We start from the raw sequence: 17,687 nt of genomic DNA on the forward strand, positions 1-17,687 counted from the left end.
GCCTGCAACCGCGATTGATCGTTGCCACGTGCAGCAAACGCCTGCTGCGCGTCATCAGGGCGGACGCAGAGCGTCCAGAGAGGCGTTTCCACGCAGAGCGTGGGAACGATCACGGGAGCCTGCGTGCCCTGGCACAACCCTTGCGATACCCGCTGTCTTCGAACTACCGAGCCTCACCCTATGTCACTGGATTACCTGGGCAACCCCATCGACAGCAGTCTCCCCTCGACCCGACGCGGCATCGACGCGTTCATCTCCGGCTTTCTCGCCTATCACCCCCGCGCCGAGGGCATTCTCGCAGCGGCCGATGCCGATCCGGACTCGCGGCTGGCGAATGCCCTCGCGGGCATCCTGCTGATGTTCAGCGAATCCCCCGAAGGCCCCGTCCTCGCCGAGCGCTATCGCCAGCGGGCCGACGCCGTGGGCTCGAACCACCTGCGGGCAAACCTGTACCTGGCGATCCTCAATGCCTGGATCGGCGATGACCTGGGCCGCGTACTGGGCCTCAGCGAACAGTTGCTCGACCGTTTCCCCCGGGACCTGTTCGCCGCCAAGCTCAACCAATACGTGGAGTTCAATCGCGGCAACTGGCCGGCGTTACTGCGCATCGCCCTCAAGGCCCGTGACGCCGCGCCGGAGATCGCCCACAGCCACGGCCTGCTGGCCTTCGCCTATGAACAATGCCACTTGCTGGACCAGGCCGAAGCCGCCGCGCGCCAGGCGCTGCACCTGCAAGCCGACGAGCCCTGGGCCCAGCACGCCCTGGCCCACGTCCTGCTGACCCACGGCCGGATCGAGGAAGGCATCGATTTCCTGGAAAGCGTGAAAGACCACTGGGAAGGCCTCAACTCCTTCATGTACACCCATAACTGGTGGCACCTGGCGCTGTTCTACCTGGCACGCGGACAGGAGCAGCGGGTGCTGGAGATCTATGACCGCCACGTCTGGGGCATCCTGCCGGAGTACTCCCAGGACCAGGTCGGCGCGGTATCGCTGCTGGCCCGCCTGGAGCTGGCCGGGGTCGACGTCGGGCAACGCTGGCAGGCACTGGTGCCCTACCTGCAAGCGCGAACAGGCGATACGGTGCAACCGTTCCTCAGCGTCCAGTATCTGTACGGCCTGGCACGGGCCGGACAGCAGCAGGCGGAGCAGTTGCTGGAGGCCTTGCGCGAGCGCGGCCTGACCGCACCGGCCTTCAGCCGGACCACCTGGGCCCAGGTCACCCTGCCCCTGGCCGAAGGCCTGCTGGCCCATGCCCGTGGCGACTGGGAAACGGCGGTACAGCGCCTGAGCGGGGTGTTGCCACGGCTCAACGATATCGGCGGCAGCCATGCCCAGCGCGACCTGTTCGCCCAGATCGAGCTCGATGCGCGGCTGCGCTCGAAGGATTGGCTGGTGGCACAGCAGACCCTGGAGCTGCGCCGTGGCCATGATGCGCTGGATGTGCCGCTCAACCGACATCTGGAGCGGGTGTACCGCGCGCTCGGCCTGCCTTCGGAAGCCGAGCGGGCCAGGGCGCGGATCAACCAGGTCGTGCCGGGCTGACGCGGGTGCCGATCGTCCCACCACGCGGGAACGATCGAACTACTCGCCGGTACCGGCAAACCCCGCGACGATTTCATCGATCACCACCCGTACCCTAGCGGTGTGGCGCAGATCGGCGTGGGTCACCAGCCACACGTCGTAGGGCAAGGGTCGCGTGCGCTGCGGCCAGAGGTGCACCAGGCCATGTTTTTCGCCGATGTACACCGGGACTTCGCCGATGCCGATACCGGCGGCGATGGAGCGGCGCACCAGCAGGCTGGAACTCAGGGTCGTCGCTATGCGCCCGCGCCCCAGGGGTTCGGATGCCAGGGTCATGTCCTTCTGGTTTTGCAGGTAGGGCTGATACAGCACCAGGTCATGTCCTTCGAACAGGCCGCCGGGTTCCGGGATGCCGTGACGGTCTATATAGGCCTGGGAGGCGAACAGCCCCACCGGCCAGCGGGCAATGCGTCGGGCGATCAGGTCGGGACTGTCCGGGCGGGCATTGCGCACGGCGATATCGGTTTCGCGCCTGGCCAGGCTGAGGAACTGGGTGGAAGCGTCCAGTTGCACGCGTACATCCGGGTGTTTTTCGTGCAGGCCGGCGATGGCCGGGATCAGGAAGTCGATGGCCAGCGAGTCGGTGGTGCTGACCCGCACGATGCCGGACAGGCGATCATCCTGCCCCTGGATCTGGCGTTGCAGGTCCTGGGCCGAGCGTTCCATTTTTTCCACCGAATGCAGGGCCGCCTCGCCGAGAGCGGTCAAGGCATAGCCATCGGAGGTGCGCAGGAACAAAGTCGCATCCAGGGCCTTTTCCAGGGCGTTGATCCGCCGCCCCACGGTAGCCTGGTCGACCCCCAGCACACGAGCCGCGCCACGCAGCGTCGACTCGCGGCACACCGCCAGAAACATTCGCGCATCATCCCAGTTCATCACCCCCCCGTGATGCATATATGCATCTGAGTGCCGTGTAATCGCTGCATTATTGCATCACTAATCCTCGATATGCTGGACGCCAGTAGAAAACACCCGGGATTGCCGGCGGCGCGATCATCGTGCCACCAGCGCCGACACCTTTGTTGAACCGCCGTCCCGCTTCAGTTGCCCAACATTGCTGCCCCACTGCATAAGGTACCGATCATGACCCTGCCCCAGGAAATGACCCTGATTGAAATCACCACCCCCGGTGGCCCTGAAGTCCTGCAACCGCGCCGGGCCGACGTGCCGGTGGCGGGCCCCGGCGAGATCCTGATTCGCGTGCATGCCGCCGGGGTCAATCGCCCGGACGCCCTGCAGCGCGCCGGCAAGTATCCGATGAAACCCGGCATGAGCCCGATTCCGGGGCTGGAAGTGGCCGGCGAAGTGGCTGCGCTGGGCGATGGCGTCAGCGAGTACGCCATCGGCGATAGAGTCTGTGCCCTGACCAATGGCGGCGGTTACGCGCAGTTCTGCACGGTGCCCGCCAGCCAGGCATTGCCGATTCCCGAAGGCATGGACTGGATTCAGGCCGCCGCCATCCCGGAAACCTTCTTCACCGTCTGGGCCAACCTGTTCGGCCTGGGCGGCGTGCATAAAGGCCAGCGCGCGCTGATTCACGGCGGCACCAGCGGTATCGGGACCACCGCACTGATGCTGTGCCGCGAATTCGGCATCGAGGCCTTCGCCACCGCCGGCAGCCCCGACAAATGCGCCGCCATCGCCAGCCTGGGTGCCGAGCCGATCAATTACCGCGAGCAGGATTTTGCCCGGGTAATAGCCGAAAAGACCGGCGACAAAGGCGTCAACGTAGTCCTCGATATCATGGGCGGCTCGTACCTGGGCGACAATCTCAAGGCCCTGGCCATGGAAGGTCGCCTGGTGATGCTGGGTTTCCTCGGCGGGGCCAAGGGCAATGACGTCGACCTGCTGACCATCATGGCCAAGCGCGCGATTATCACCGGCTCCTTGTTGCGCTCACGCACCCGGGAGGAAAAAGCCGAGATCGCTGCCCAATTGCGCGAGCATGTGTGGCCGGTACTGAACGCCGGGCGTTGCCTGCCGATGATCGACAAGGTCTACGCCTACACCGACGCCGCCCAGGCCCATGCACGGATGGAAGGTGGCGATCATATCGGGAAGATTGTGTTGCGGGTGGCATAGACATCCCCCGTCTCTGTCCCACCAGACGCCCCGGCGGCCATCGACGAGCTCGGCGCACCCGCGTCAACGCCGGGCTTCGAACACCCCCCGCGCAATCGCCCGCGCCACGCAGTCGGCCGCCGCCGCGCCGATGCAGCCGATCTGCACCTGGCGCCGCGGCCCTTCCACCAACGGCAAGGCGCCGGAAGCCAGGGCGAACACCGTGTCGCCATCGAACGGCAGGTGCGCCGGACGCACCGCCCGGGCAATGCCATCCTGGGCCATGATCGCCACCCGCTTGCACTCGGCCGTGGTCAGCCGGGCATTGCAGGCCACCGCTACCAGCGTGGTATTGGCCCCGGCCTGCAGCCGTCCCATGCTGTCCAGGCGCGACAGTTCGGGCATCGGGTCACTGGTGTCCATCACGGTCGTCGGGCGTACGCCACCGAATTCGCCGGCGATTTCCCAGGGCCAGGACCAGAAGGTCCGACCGTCCGGCATGTACACCGAACCGATGGGATTGGCCACCACCAGCGCCGCCACCACCAGGCCGTCGTCGAGTGCCAGCGAGGCCGAGCCCAAGCCGCCCTTGAGCACCCCGGCCATGGCGCCGCGACCGGCCCCCACCGAGCCCAGGGCAAAGTCTTCGGCGGCATTTTCCAACGCCTCGAAGCCCAGCCGGCGATAAGGCGGTTCAAGCCCCCAGTGCTTGTCACCGCCATTGGCCAGGTCATGCAGGACGGCAGCGGGAACAATCGGAATCGCCGGCGCGCCGGCTTTCAGGTGCAGGCCCACTTCCTCCAGCGACAGGGCCGCCGCTACCGCATCCGCCGCCCCCAGGCCGAACACCGAGCCCCCGGCGAACACCAGCGCATGCACCTGCCCGACCATGTTCTCCGGTTCCAGTGCCGCCGACTCCCGACCGCCCGGACCGCCACCGCGGATATCGATGCTGGCGGTCCAGGCACCGTCGGTACGGATCACCGTCACGCCCGTATCGACACGCCGGTCGGTAGCGTGCCCGACGAGGACGCCAGGTACATCGGTCAACAAATTGCGGGACCCCGGTAACGGCATAAGAACATCCTGGAAAAAGAGAGTGGCAAACCCTTCAGCAAGTGATGTGCCAGCCCGTCCTCCCCCGGTTTGTTCGGTGTCACCCGGCATCGGCTGCTGCTTAATCAACACTCGCCCTCCGACTGCTGACAAACCAACACCCGCCCCTGTCACGTCTCCCGCCCCGAAGCGACTGTAGAAAAACCAACAGCCTGGAATGGCGCTGTTAGAAAAACACCAGATTTTGCTCAGACACACAACCAAGTCATTGTTTATAAAAGATTTTTATAAATGGCACAGGCCTTGCTCTACCGCCTGCAGCAGAGCTTGAGACCGCGGCCACCGTGCCGGTCCGGCAACAAGCCGTCACTGACCACGCTTGCGACGACCCGCCACGACACCGTCGCCTTACCCGACAAGGTTGACCCCGACCGGGGACATACCGGGGATCCCATTGGAGCGATTCACATCATGAGTTCGACACGCGCCGCCGGCCGCCAGGCCCGCACCACCTTCACCCACAGCCTGCTGTTCCTCGCGGTTTGCGAGGCCCTGAGCTACAGCAGCCTGGCCCTCGCCGCCGACACCGCCGGCAGCGACAACCCACTGGACACCGTGGTGGTCATCGGCAACCGCGGCCAGGCCCGGACCCTGGCCGAAAGCACCGCCCCGGTGGATGTGATTTCTTCCAAGCAGTTGCTCGCCACCGGCCAGGGCGACCTGACCCGCGCCCTGAGCAAGGTACTGCCGTCACTCAACCTGCCGGCGTCCTCCGGCTACGGCTCGACCTCGGTGGTGCGCCCCATCAGCCTGCGCGGCCTCAACGGCGACCAGGTGCTGGTGCTGGTCAACGGCAAGCGCCGGCATAACAGCGCCCTGCTGAACAACGGCACCTTCCTCAACTCCGGCTCGCAGCCGGTGGACCTGGACATGATCCCGACCGCCCTGGTCGACCATGTCGAAGTACTGCGCGACGGGGCCTCGGCCCAGTACGGTTCCGACGCCATCGGCGGCGTGGTGAACATCGTGCTCAAGCAGACCGACCACGGCGGCAGCCTGTCCACCACCTACGGCCAGAACTTCGAGAACGGCGACGGCGAGACCGCCCGGCAGACCGGCAACCTCGGCCTGTCGCTGCCCAACGACGGCTTTATCAACCTGGCTCTGGACGTGAAGAAACAGAACGTCTCCGACCGCTCCGACGACGCGCCCTATACCGACAGCGCCGGCAACACCAGCCAACGCCACACCTACTACGGCACCGGCCTGCCGGAGTCGCGCAACTTCAGTTTCGGCTACAACGCCGAACTGCCGGTGGATGACGCCCTGACCCTGTACTCGTTCTCCACCTACACCCGACGCAACTCGGAAAAACCCCTGGCGTTCCACCAGCCGGCCAGTTTCGACGGCATCGCCACGCCATTCCCGGAAGGTATCGAGGACTCCCTGCGCTTTATCGAAAACGACTTTCAGGTGGCGTTCGGCGGCAAGGGCAAGGTCGCCGGCTGGGACTACGACCTGTCCAGCACCTACGGCCAGGACCACGCTCAGGCGACCCTGCGTGACACCTATAACCTGAGCTACGGGGCGAACTCGCCGACGTCGGTCGACACCGGGGTCAAGACCTTCAGCCAGTGGACCAACAACCTCGACCTGACCCGCGCCTTCGACTTCGGCCTGGCCAAGCCGACGCAGATTTCCTGGGGCCTGGAACAACGCTACGAGAACTACAAGATCGGCAAGGGTGACTACGAGTCCTATGCCCTCGGCAACTTCGCCACCGGGGCCAGCGGCAACCCGATCGCCCCGGGGACCATCTCCGGCGCCGGCACCACCCCGGCCGACGCCGCCGAGAAAGGCCGGACCAGCGTCGCCACCTACGCCGAGATCGGCCAGGACCTCACCGACAAATGGCATGTCGACCTCGCCGGGCGCTACGAGCACTACAACGACGGCTCCGGCACCACCACCAACGGCAAGTTCGCCACCCGCTACCAGTTGACGCCGATCCTCGCCGTGCGCGGCAGCTTCAGCACCGGCTTCCGCGCGCCGTCGCTGGCCCAGCAGATCTACAGCTCGACCTCACAGAGCAGCGTCAACGGCAACCTGATCGACTACCGCAACGTCGCCGTCGACTCGGATGTCGCCAAGGCCCTCGGCGCCTCCACCCTCAAGCCGGAGAAATCGACCAACTTCGGCCTGGGCCTGACCCTGCAGCCGATCGACAACGCCAGCATCACTCTCGATGCCTACCAGATCAAGATCAAGGATCGCATCGCCCAGACCGGCTACCTCGGCGGCACCCCGCAGATCAACGCGATCCTCGCCGCGGCCGGCCTCAACACCAACCAGGCGGTGACCTACTTCACCAACGCCCTGGACACCACCACCCGCGGCCTCGACCTGGTCGGCGACTACCGCCAGGACCTCGGCGCCTACGGCAGCCTGCGCTACAGCCTGGGCTTCAACTGGAACACCACCGAGATCGACTCGATCCACGCCTCGGACGTCGCCCAGCAGGCCCTCGGCCCGGACGGCGGCTACGACCGCCAGCGCCAGGGCAACCTGAAGTACGGCACGCCTGAGTCCAAACTGCTGCTGGGCGGCACCTGGAGCATCGACAAGTTCGACGTCGGCCTGAACCTGACCCGCTACGGCGAGTACACCCAGTACGGCACCGCCGCGATCTACGACCGCACCTTCTCGCCGACCTGGATCACCGACCTCAATATCGACTACCACCTGAACAAGGCCATCACCCTCACCGCCGGGGCCAACAACCTGTTCAACATCTACCCGGAACGCACCAAGCTGCCGAGCAGTTCGGGGGCCTTCCCCTACGGCAACTTCTCGCCCTACGGCACCACCGGCGGCTACTGGTACACCGGCGTGACCTACAACTTCTGACCCTCCTGGCGGCGCCCTCGACCCAGCCGGTCGCCGGCGCCGCCCCGCTCACCGGGAGCCTGCCCATGACCCGCCGTACCGATCAACTCAAGCTGGGGGCCTTCCTCGCCAACAGCGGTCATCATGTCGCCGCCTGGCGTCATCCCCTGGCCCAGGCCGATGCCAGCCTGGACTTCGACCACTTCAAGGCGATTGCCCAAACCGCCGAACGCGGCAGGTTCGACGCCCTGTTCGTCGCCGACGTGGTCGCGCTATGGGGTCATCATCACGATGCCCTGAGCCGCACCGCCCGCGCCGAACACTTCGAGCCGCTGACCCTGATGTCCGCCCTCGCGGCGGTCACCACCCATATCGGCCTGATCGCCACGGCCACCACCAGCTACAACGAGCCGTACCATATCGCGCGCAAGTTCGCTTCCCTCGATCACCTGTCCGGTGGCCGCGCGGCGTGGAACCTGGTGACCTCGGTGGTCTCCGACGAGGCCTGGAACTTCGGCCGGGAAAACCATATCGACCACGGCGACCGCTACCAGCGCGCCGAGGAATTCCACGACGTGGTCAAGGGCCTGTGGGACAGCTGGGACGACGATGCCTTTGTCCGCGACAAGCGCAGCGGCCAGTACTTCGACCCGGACAAGCTGCACACGCTCAACCATCGGGGCGAACACTTCCGCGTACGCGGCCCGTTGAACGTCGCCCGACCGCCCCAGGGCCATCCGGTGCTGGTCCAGGCCGGCGCCTCGGAAGCCGGCAAGACCCTGGCCGCGCGCGTTGCCGAACTGATCTTCGCGTCCCATCACGACCTGGCCGCCGCCCAGGCGTTCTACCAGGACATCAAGGCCCGGGCCGCCGATTTCGGCCGCGATCCGGACCATATCAAGATCCTCCCCGGCGTCACGCCCTTTATCGGCGAGACCCGCGAACAGGCCCAGGCGCTGTTCGAAGAGTTCCAGGCGCTGATCGACCCGGTACTCGGCCTGCGCCTGCTGGCCGACACCCTCGGCGACGATATCGACCTGAGCGGCCATGATCTCGACGGCCCGCTGCCGGATACCCCGGTGGGCCAGCGCGGCAGTCGCCGGGACAAGGTGCTGGAACTGGCCCGCAGGGAAAACCTCAGCATCCGCCAACTGTACCTGCACCTGGCCGGCGGCAATCCGGTGATCGGCACGCCCGCCGATATCGCCGACAGCTTCGAGGCCTGGTTCCAGGCCCGGGCCTGCGACGGTTTCAACGTGTTCTTTCCGTACTACCCGGGCGCCATCGAGGTGTTTGTCGACCAGGTGATTCCACTCTTGCAGGAACGCGGGCTGTTCCGTCGCGAGTACGCCGGCCGTACCCTGCGGGAAAACCTCGGGCTGCCTCGCCCGGCCAACCGGTTCAGCCGATCATGAGCGGCGGTTTCTCACTGGGCTTTCTCAGCCGGGTCTATCGCCCGACCTTCGACCCGCAGGTCTACCGCGACACCCTGGAGTTGTTCCGGGTCGCCGAGGAACTGGGTTTCGACAGTGGCTGGGTGGCCCAGCATCATTTCGCCAGTGAACAGGGGCGCCTGCCCTCGCCCCTGGTCCTGCTGGCCGCCATCGCCCAGCGAACCCGACGCATTGCCCTGGGCACCGGAATTATCGTCCTGCCGCAGGAAGAACCGCTGCGCCTGGCCGAGGACGCCGCGGTACTCGACCTGCTGAGCAACGGGCGCCTGGAACTGGGCCTTGGCGCCGGCTTCGACCCGCAGACCTACGACGCCTTCGGCCTCGCCCACGCTGAACGGCACCGCGACTATGAAACACGCCTGCAGCGCCTGCGCTCGGCCCTCGGCAACACCCCATTGAACGACGACGGCCTGCGCCTGCTGCCCCGCGCCGAAGGACTCGGACGGCGACTGTGGGAAGCGACTTCGCGGGTCGAACTGGTCGCTGCCCGCGGCAACGGGCTGATCATGGCGCCCAATCCGCACCTGCCGGCCGAGGCCGGCGTGGAACTGGTCGAACGTTACCGAAACGCCTGGACCGGCGACAACGGCACCCCGGCCAGGGTCGCCCGGGTGCAGGCGGTATTCCCCGGTGCGGACGCCTCGGCCGAGGGCTCGGCGCTGCACAGCGATATCCTCGGCTATGTCCGGCGCCAGCAGAGCATCGGCGTCTACCGGGCCGGGCTCGATGACGACTTCAACAGCGTGCTCGGGCGCCTCGGCGTGCTCCATGGCTCGCCGCAGCAAATTATCGAAGGCCTCGCCCAGGGGCCGCGACTGAGCGCCAACGACCAGTTGATCGTCCAGGTCCAAACCGCCAATACCCCGTTGCGCGAGGCCATCCGCTCGCTGGAAATCATCCGCGAACAGATCGCCCCCGCCCTGGGTTGGCGCCCCCACAGCGAGCGCCCAGCGCCTCTGGAGAACCACCGCCCATGAGCAGTGCCAAACCCTTCAAGCTGGGTTTTCTCAGCCACGCCTTCGGCGACGATCCACGGCAGGTCTACCGCGACCTGATCGAGCAGTTCGAGGTCGCCGAAGCCCTCGGCTTCGACGGTGGCTGGATTGCCCAGCACCACCTGAGCAACGGTTTCGGACGCCTGCCTTCGCCGCTGGTGCTGCTGGCGGCGGTGGCCGAGCGTACCCGGCGGATCGAGCTGGGCACCGGGGTCATCGTCCTGCCCTTCGAAGACCCGGTACGCCTGGCCGAGGATGCCAGCGTACTCGACAGCCTCAGCGGCGCACGCCTGCAACTGGGCCTGGGCAGCGGCGGCGCCAACCTCGACAACTTCGCCGCCTTCCGCCGCGAAGCCGGACAGCGGCAACAGGACTTCGCCCACCATCAGCAACGGTTGCAGCAACTGCTCGAAGGCGGCCCGGTGGATGCCAGCAGCGACCTGACCCTGCAGCCGCCGGCCGCTGCCCTGGCAGGCCGCCTCTGGCATTCCCATGGCAGCCTCGAAGGCGCGGCCTACACCGCGCGCCAGGGCAACGGCCTGCTGCTGGGCACGGCGACCCATGATCCGCTGACCGTGCAGAAGCCCCTGGCCGACGCCTATCTGCAAGCCTGGACGCATGAAGACAAGCCATCGCGCATCGGCGTGGTGCGGGCGATCTTCCCCGCCGCCGACCGCGCCAGTGCCCGGGCCGAACTGGCGGTCGATATCGAGCGGCATATCCCGCGGCTCAAGCGTGAAGGGCTGATCGACGAAGCCGTCGACCTGGAAGAACACCTGCGGTTGATGAACGTGCACCACGGCCATCCGGACGAAGTGATCGCCAGCCTGCGCCAGGACCCGTCGCTGCTGCCCTATGCCGACTACGTGATCGCCGTGGTCCAGGCGGAAAGCTCGACCCAGGCGCAGATTCTCCGCCGCCTGGAGATCCTAGCCCGCGAGATCGCCCCGGCACTCGGCTGGCAACCCACATGAACGCCACGCCCCCTGTAGGAGCCGGCTTGCCGGCGATCGGCAACAACGCGCAGTATCTGACGCACCACCGCCACCCACCCCGAACCTCTCCGGAGGCCCCCCATGGCACTTGAATTCAGCTGGCAGTTGCCGCTTTGCGGTCCCGGCCAGACCCCGGGGTGGGCCCAGCGCCCCGGCGAATGGATGCAACTGGCCCAGGCCGCGGAATACGCCGGGCTCGACGGCCTGTGGATTCCCGGCGGCGCCCATTGCGCCGACAGCCTGGGCGTGGCGGCGGCGCTCTGCGCCCATACCCGGCGGGTGCAACTGACGGTCAGCGTGCCACCGGAAGTCATGCTTCCGGCCGCCCTCGCCGCCACCTTGCAGAGCCTGCAATCGATCAGCGCCCACCGCGTGCGCCTGCACCTGCCCGACAGCGAGCAAGGCAGCCTGCGCAGCGCCTTCGGCGAGTGGCTCAACCGCGACCAGCGCAACGAGCGGATCGGCGAATACCTGGATATCCTCGGCCCGCTGCTGCATCCCGACAGCGCCGAGTTCAACTATGACGGACGCTACTTCCAGCTGGAAAACGCCGGGGTCGCCCGCCGCCCGCTACCGGCCCCGCCGATTGTCCTGGATGACTCCCAGGACGCCGCACTGATCGCTCGCCATGCCAGCTTCTGCCTGCTGCGCTCCGGGTCGCCGGACTGGCTGCAACAGGCCATCGAGCGGCTGCGCGGCAACGCCGGCCGACCCGGTTTTGCCAGCAGCTTCGGGCTGATCGTGCGCGACACCGAGGACGAGGCCTGGGACGCCGCCGAGGCCTCCCTGGAACAGGTGCCGCTCCAGGCCCATGAAACCTCCGCCCGGGTCCTGCCGCTCAAGCGTCATCGACATCCGGCCCGGCGCTTTGAAATCCACCCCAACCTGTGGCAGCCCCATAGCGATCAACCGCTGTTTATCGTCGGCACCCCGCACCAGGTCGCCACCCGCCTGCAACAGTTGCATGGCCTGGGCCTGGAACAGGTGATCGTCCACGGCCAGCCGGCGGTCCGCGAGGTGCTGCGTTTCGGTGAACAGATCCTGCCGTTGCTGACGGCCCAAGGCTTGCGCAAGGAGCGCACCGTGCATGACCAATGACCCTCGTACCCCGCTCGAAATCGACTGGTTCCTGCCGACCAATGGCGACGGCCGCCACCTGACCAGCAGTGGCCTGCCCAAGAGCGGGTTGCTGCAGGCCGGCGAACGGGCCCCGACCCTGGATTATCTGCGCCAGATCGTCCGCGCCGCCGAACTGGCCGGCTTCGATTCGATCATGGTGCCCACCGCCAGCGGTTTCGAAGACCCCTGGCTGATCACCGCGGTGCTGGCCCAGGAGGTGCGTCGGCTGAAGTTCCTGCTGACCTTGCGCCCCGGCCTCGAACTGCCCGCCTATACCGCGCACCGTGCCGCGACCCTGCAACTGCTCAGCGAAAATCGCCTGGCCTTGCATGTGGTCAGCGGTTCCAGTCGTTTCGAACAGCGCTCGCTGGGGGACTTTCTCGAGCATGACGAACGCTACGCCCGCACCGCCGAATTCCTCCAGGTGTTCCAGGCGGTCTGGGCCGGCAAGGGCCTGCCGTTCCACGGTCGTTACTACCGTAGCAGCAGCGCGACGCCGATCACCCCCCATGCCTCGGCGCCGGCGATCTATTTCGGCGGGGCCTCGACCGCGGCCGAACAGGTCGGTGCGGCCCATGCGCAGACCTACCTGATGTGGTGCGAACCGCCGGCGATGATCGCCGAGCGCATCCAGCGCATGCGCGAGCTGGCGGCGTTGCAGGGCCGCAGCCTGCGCTTCGGCCTGCGCCTGCACATCTTTGCCGCGGCTACTGACGATGCGGCCTGGGCCCATGTCGAAAAGCTGCTGGAGGAGATCCCCAAGGAAGCCATCGAGCGCGCCCAGGTACAGATGGCGGCCTATGAGTCGGTCGGCCAGACCCGCCAGACGCAACTGGTCCAGGGACGCGGACGGCGGGCCCGGGAACTGGAAGTCTCGGCCAATCTCTGGGCCGGTGTCGGTCTGGTCAGGGGCGGTGCGGGAACCGCCCTGGTAGGCAGCTACGAACAGGTGGCCGAGCGGATCGAGGAATATCACCAACTGGGGGTCGACAGTTTTATCCTGTCGGGCTTTCCACACCTGGAGGAAGCGATTCACCTGGGCAGCGAACTGCTGCCGCAACTGCGGCGGATCAGCGCGGCGCAGCCCAAAACCCAACACCGCCCCCGGTAGGAGCCGGGTTGCCGGCGATCCGCCAAAGGCGGCCATCCCCCCTATCCCCCAACCAAACAACCTCAGGACTTAACCCGCCCCTTGAGCATTCCATGGTTGACCAGCAAGGTGCGCATGGCATTGCGGGTGATCCCCAGCAACTCGGCCGTGCGCAACTGGTTGAAGCCGCAGAAGGCAAAGGCCTCGCGCACGATCAGGTCCTCGATATCGTGCAGCAGGGTTTCCCCCGGCACCTCGAACAGACGCAGCAACTGCTCGCGCATCACGTCCTGGGGAACCCGCGCCACGCTGCTACTGGAGCTTGCCCGCGAAGCGCTGAGCCCGGCGGAGAACTTCAGGTGCTCCGGGCGGATCGGCTTGTCGCCCGCCACCAGCAGGGCCAGGTGCACGACGTTTTCCAGCTCGCGGATATTGCCCGGCCAGGGGTAGTCGAGCAGCGCCTGGGTGGCCGCTTCGGAAAGCATCGGTTCGCTGATTTTCAGGCGCAGGCTGTAGAGTTTGCGAAAGTGTTCCACCAGCGGCAGGATGTCCAGCGGACGCTCGCGCAACGGCAGCACCTGGACCTGGGCGACATTGATCCGGTAGAACAGGTCCAGGCGGAAATTCCCCGCCTCCACCGCCTGCTCCAGGTCGATGTTGGTCGCCGTCACCAGGCGGATATTGATCTTGATCGGCTTGCGCGAACCGACCCGGACGATTTCCTGCTCCTGCAGGGCCCGCAGCAGCTTGACCTGCAACGGTAGCGGCAGGTCGCCGATCTCATCGAGAAACAGCGTGCCGCCGTCGGCTTCCTCGAACCAGCCGGCACGCCGCCCGACCGCCCCGGAAAAGGCCCCGGCCTCATGCCCGAAGAACTCGCTCTCGGCGAGGGTTTCGCTGATCGCCCCGCAGTTCACCGGCACGAAGGCGCCGCTGCGACCGCTGGAGGAATGGATATAACGCGCCACCAGCTCCTTGCCGGTACCGGTCTCGCCATTGATCAGCACCGGCGCTTCGCTGGGACCGACCCGCTGCAGGTAATCGAGCAATTGCCGGGAGCGCGGGTCGGCAAACACCAGGGCCTTGGCGCGAATCGACAGCGGATCTTTTTCGCCCTGCGGCAGGGTCAGGATCGGACTGGGATGTCCGGGGCTCGTACTCATAGTTTGGCGATGGAGACTTCTGTGGATTTGACGAAGGCGATCACCTCGCTGCCGACCGCCAGTTCGAGGTCGCGGACCGAGCGCGTGGTGATGACGGAAGTGACGATACCCGAAGCGGTTTGCACATCGATCTCGGAGACCACGTCACCGATGAGGATTTCCTTGATGACGCCACGGAACTGGTTACGGACGTTGATCGCTTTGATGGTCATGGGGCAGCTTCCTGTCTGGTAAAGGGGCACGTACATCGTGCAGTGCTGGAGCTAAAGTGCACCTTTATCGGATTTTTCAAAAGGAATTAATAATCATCATTTTATTCCTTAAATGAATAAGCAATCCGATCCTCCTCACCCTGCTGCCGACATGGCTAGAATCAGATTCCAGAGAACTGCGCGACGGAACCCCGGGGGCCCGCCGCTGCCACATGGATAACTCCAAGGAGGCTTCAATGCGAACGCTCGATCTGGCCGGCGTGGCCGTTCCCGTCATTGGCCAGGGCACCTGGCGCATGGGCGAGGACCGGCAACAGCGCGCCCATGAAGTGCGTGCCCTGCAAACCGGGATCGAACTGGGCATGAGCCTGATCGATACCGCCGAAATGTATGCCGAGGGTGGCGCCGAGGAAGTCGTCGGCCAGGCCATTGCCGGGCAACGCGACAAGGTGTTCCTGGTCAGCAAGGTCTATCCGCACAACGCCAGCCGCAAGGGCATTCCCCTGGCCTGCGAACGCAGCCTGCGACGCCTGGGCACTGACCATATCGACCTGTACCTGCTGCACTGGCGCGGCCAGTACCCGCTGGAAGAAACCGTCGAGGCCTTCGAGCAACTGCGCGAACAGGGCAAGATCGGCCGCTGGGGCGTATCCAACTTCGACGTCGAGGACCTGCAGGAACTGGCCTCGCCGTTCTGCGCCACCAACCAGGTGCTGTACAACCTGGAAGAGCGCGGCATCGAGTTCGACCTGCTGCCGTGGTGGCAGCAACACAACCTGCCGCTGATGGCCTACTGCCCGGTCGGCCAGGGCGGTGCCCTGCTCGACAGTTCGACCCTCCAGCATATCGCCGAACGGCACAACGCCACGCCGGCGCAAGTAGCCCTGGCCTGGGTGCTGCGCCAGGACGGCGTGCTGGCGATCCCCAAGGCGGTCAACCTAGAGCATGTGCGGCTCAACGCGGCGGCGGCCGAACTCAAGCTGGACGAGCACGACCTGGACGCCATCGACCGGGTGTTCGTCCCGCCCAAGCGCAAGCATCGGTTGGCGATGGTGTGAGGATTGGGCGTGCGGACAGGCTGGGCGTGGACTGCTTTCAGGTTATGGAGGGAGGTTTTCGCCAGCCAGCCGGCGCCCACGGAGCCTCTGCCAAACATCCCTGGGCCGACACCGACCTTGTGGGAGCGGGCTTGCCCGCGAAGAGGCCTTTGAGTCTTGCGCTAGCCGGACGGCGGCTATCGGCCGATTCTGTTGAAAAAGTCGGATTTTCAAACGGCCTGAACTCAGGCACGACCACCACTGGAGAACCTACTCACCACATTGAGTGGTTTTTCGGTCCTTCGATGACCTTTGCCGCTCTGTTATTGGGTTAATTTGAGGTTTTTTGCTTGGTGCAGGCGCACCTATCCCGTGACTGGTGGCCCTTGAGATGAAAATTTGGCAAGCCGTCGCAGGTTCTGCACCGCAGCGGCCAGCGTGAATTCATCCGTCGCGCCACTCATGCCACGTAGCCGCAGCCGATCCAATTTCAGGATGCGCTTGAGGTGGGCAAACAACATTTCGACCTTTTTACGTTTGTGGCGAGACCGCTGATATGCCGGCGTTGCTGCAATGCGCCGAGCCACATCGCGAGCGGCTTCATGGACGCTGCGAGCGATCTTGCGGAACGCTGTGTTTGGGCAGCACTTGGCTTTCATCGGACACGTAGCGCAGTCGGTCTGCCGGGATCGGAAGATGATGGTGTTGGCTTTGGTGACATGTGAACGCTCATTCTTGAAGGCTCGCCATTCGCTGCGCAATGGGTTTCCGGCCGGGCAGCGGTATTCCTCAGCCTCTTCATTCCAGTGGAAATCGTTGCTCGAAAAACTGTCGTTCTTGCGCTCGGTTTTGTCCCACACCGGCACATGCGGTTCGATGTCTTTTTCCTCCACCATCCAGGCCAGCATCGGCGCGGTACCGTAAGCGGTGTCGCCAATGAGACGCTCCGGCTTGATGTCGAATTGCGCTTCGACCCGATCGATCATGGTCTTGGTGCTCTCGACTTCTGCGGTTCGATGAGCGGGTGTGGGTTCCACATCCATGATCACGCCGTGGTCGGTATCGATCAGATAATTCGTGGAGTAAGCGTAGAAAGCTGGGCCGCCTGGCGCAGCGGTCCAGCGGGCTTGAGGATCCGTCAGCGACAGGCGCTTCGGTAGCGTTTCGGCCAAAGCCTCTTCATCGAGGCCTTCAAGGTACTCACGCACGGCGCGGGTGCTCAGGGCCGGATCGCTCCAGTTGACCGGTTCATCACCCGGTACGCCGCGCTGCCGACTCGCATCCGCTTTGATGATGCTGGCGTCCACGGCAAAGCCTTCGCCCTTGACCAGGCCGGCGTCCATGCAGCGACGCAGCACTTCATTGAACAACCAGCGAAACAGATCACTCTCTCGAAAACGGCCGTGTCGATTTTTCGAAAAGGTTGAGTGGTTGGGGACTTCATCTTCAAGGCTCAACCGGCAGAACCAGCGATATGCCAAGTTCAAATGGGCCTCTTCGCACAACCGCCGTTCGGAGCGGATGCCGTAGCAGTAGCCGACGATCAGCATGCGGATCATCAGTTCAGGATCAATCGACGGACGTCCAATTGGGCTATAGAAATCGGAGAGGTAGTGGCGCAGGTCGCTCAGATCGAGACACCGATCAATGCTGCGCAGAAGATGATTTTTTGGGATGTGGTCTTCAAGGTTGAACGAGTAAAACAGTCGCTCCTGCCCACTCGATAACTGTCCCATCATGCTGTGTGATCCCCTCCGGCCAATGCTGAGATTTTGCCGGAGGCCAGCCAGGGGAGCTACTTTTTCAACAGAATCGGTCGATAGCAGCCTGTTCCCCCCTTCCCGCCCCTAAACACCCTGCCGAATCGTCGGTCCGGGAGCGCCCTCGGGTACTTGTCCAGTTGTTTTTCCTTGAGAATGGGTGCTTTCATTTATCATGATTAACTCTCCTTGTTCTTAATCTTGCGCATGTACAATGCTCATGATTTACATGCTATTTCGAAGTGGTATCGCCTAGATTCAGGCGGCGGGTAAAC

The 17,687-nt window shown here is 65.1% G+C and carries 14 protein-coding genes; 9 read left to right on the top strand and 5 right to left on the bottom strand.

Going from position 1 to position 17,687, the window contains the following annotated elements; translation table 11 throughout:
• The first annotated feature begins 180 nt into the window (after window positions 1–180).
• Window positions 181–1,545, top strand: coding sequence for a tetratricopeptide repeat protein (locus tag KI243_RS19780; protein ID WP_212809786.1), 1,365 nt, complete (start codon window positions 181–183; stop codon window positions 1,543–1,545).
• 39 nt (window positions 1,546–1,584) lie between these two features.
• Here the strand turns inward: KI243_RS19780 and KI243_RS19785 are convergent, their stop codons facing one another.
• On the bottom strand, window positions 1,585–2,460 hold the full coding sequence (locus KI243_RS19785) for a LysR family transcriptional regulator (RefSeq protein WP_212809787.1): 876 nt from the start codon (window positions 2,458–2,460) through the stop codon (window positions 1,585–1,587).
• A gap of 207 nt (window positions 2,461–2,667) precedes the next feature.
• Here KI243_RS19785 and KI243_RS19790 point away from each other — a divergent pair, with 207 nt between their 5' ends.
• Complete coding sequence (locus tag KI243_RS19790; protein ID WP_177087765.1) at window positions 2,668–3,666, top strand: NAD(P)H-quinone oxidoreductase; 999 nt, start codon at window positions 2,668–2,670, stop codon at window positions 3,664–3,666.
• A gap of 63 nt (window positions 3,667–3,729) precedes the next feature.
• Here KI243_RS19790 and KI243_RS19795 read toward each other — a convergent pair whose 3' ends face one another.
• The gene (locus KI243_RS19795) at window positions 3,730–4,722 is read right to left on the bottom strand and encodes a P1 family peptidase (protein ID WP_177087763.1); all 993 of its coding nucleotides are present in this window, start codon (window positions 4,720–4,722) and stop codon (window positions 3,730–3,732) included.
• A gap of 450 nt (window positions 4,723–5,172) precedes the next feature.
• On the opposite strand from KI243_RS19795, the gene KI243_RS19800 reads away from it, so the two are divergent.
• The 6 genes from KI243_RS19800 to KI243_RS19825 all read left to right on the top strand — a co-directional run bounded on the left by KI243_RS19800 (window position 5,173) and on the right by KI243_RS19825 (window position 13,261).
• Window positions 5,173–7,608 (top strand): TonB-dependent receptor, encoded by a 2,436-nt coding sequence (locus KI243_RS19800; RefSeq protein WP_177087760.1) that lies wholly within the window; start codon window positions 5,173–5,175, stop codon window positions 7,606–7,608.
• Between the two features lie 65 nt (window positions 7,609–7,673).
• Window positions 7,674–9,002: an LLM class flavin-dependent oxidoreductase gene (locus KI243_RS19805; RefSeq protein ID WP_177128975.1), complete on the top strand. Its 1,329-nt coding sequence runs from the start codon at window positions 7,674–7,676 to the stop codon at window positions 9,000–9,002.
• Window positions 8,999–10,018 (top strand): LLM class flavin-dependent oxidoreductase, encoded by a 1,020-nt coding sequence (locus KI243_RS19810; protein ID WP_212809788.1) that lies wholly within the window; start codon window positions 8,999–9,001, stop codon window positions 10,016–10,018. Before KI243_RS19805 ends, KI243_RS19810 begins: the two co-directional genes overlap by 4 nt.
• Window positions 10,015–11,010, top strand: a complete 996-nt coding sequence (locus KI243_RS19815; RefSeq protein WP_212809789.1) for an LLM class flavin-dependent oxidoreductase — start codon at window positions 10,015–10,017, stop codon at window positions 11,008–11,010. The genes KI243_RS19810 and KI243_RS19815 overlap by 4 nt, the downstream gene beginning before the upstream one ends.
• A gap of 102 nt (window positions 11,011–11,112) precedes the next feature.
• Window positions 11,113–12,129 (top strand): LLM class flavin-dependent oxidoreductase, encoded by a 1,017-nt coding sequence (locus tag KI243_RS19820; RefSeq protein ID WP_017124337.1) that lies wholly within the window; start codon window positions 11,113–11,115, stop codon window positions 12,127–12,129.
• On the top strand, window positions 12,119–13,261 hold the full coding sequence (locus KI243_RS19825) for an LLM class flavin-dependent oxidoreductase (protein WP_212809790.1): 1,143 nt from the start codon (window positions 12,119–12,121) through the stop codon (window positions 13,259–13,261). Before KI243_RS19820 ends, KI243_RS19825 begins: the two co-directional genes overlap by 11 nt.
• Before the next feature lie 62 nt (window positions 13,262–13,323).
• Here the strand turns inward: KI243_RS19825 and KI243_RS19830 are convergent, their stop codons facing one another.
• Together KI243_RS19830 and KI243_RS19835 are read right to left on the bottom strand one after the other, a co-directional pair.
• The gene (locus tag KI243_RS19830) at window positions 13,324–14,403 is read right to left on the bottom strand and encodes a sigma-54 dependent transcriptional regulator (protein WP_177055790.1); all 1,080 of its coding nucleotides are present in this window, start codon (window positions 14,401–14,403) and stop codon (window positions 13,324–13,326) included.
• Entirely contained in the window at window positions 14,400–14,615 is a 216-nt protein-coding gene (locus tag KI243_RS19835) for a TOBE domain-containing protein (RefSeq protein ID WP_017124334.1), read from the bottom strand. Before KI243_RS19835 ends, KI243_RS19830 begins: the two co-directional genes overlap by 4 nt.
• A gap of 236 nt (window positions 14,616–14,851) precedes the next feature.
• Between KI243_RS19835 and KI243_RS19840 the strand changes: the two genes are divergently transcribed.
• Entirely contained in the window at window positions 14,852–15,673 is an 822-nt protein-coding gene (locus KI243_RS19840) for an aldo/keto reductase (RefSeq protein WP_177108052.1), read from the top strand.
• A gap of 344 nt (window positions 15,674–16,017) precedes the next feature.
• On the opposite strand, the gene KI243_RS19845 is transcribed toward KI243_RS19840, so the two are convergent.
• Complete coding sequence (locus tag KI243_RS19845; RefSeq protein ID WP_212809462.1) at window positions 16,018–17,391, bottom strand: IS1182 family transposase; 1,374 nt, start codon at window positions 17,389–17,391, stop codon at window positions 16,018–16,020.
• Window positions 17,392–17,687 lie beyond the last annotated feature (296 nt).

The sequence above is a fragment of the Pseudomonas sp. Ost2 genome (genome assembly GCF_018326065.1).
GTDB classification, from domain to species: Bacteria; Pseudomonadota; Gammaproteobacteria; order Pseudomonadales; family Pseudomonadaceae; genus Aquipseudomonas; species Aquipseudomonas gingeri.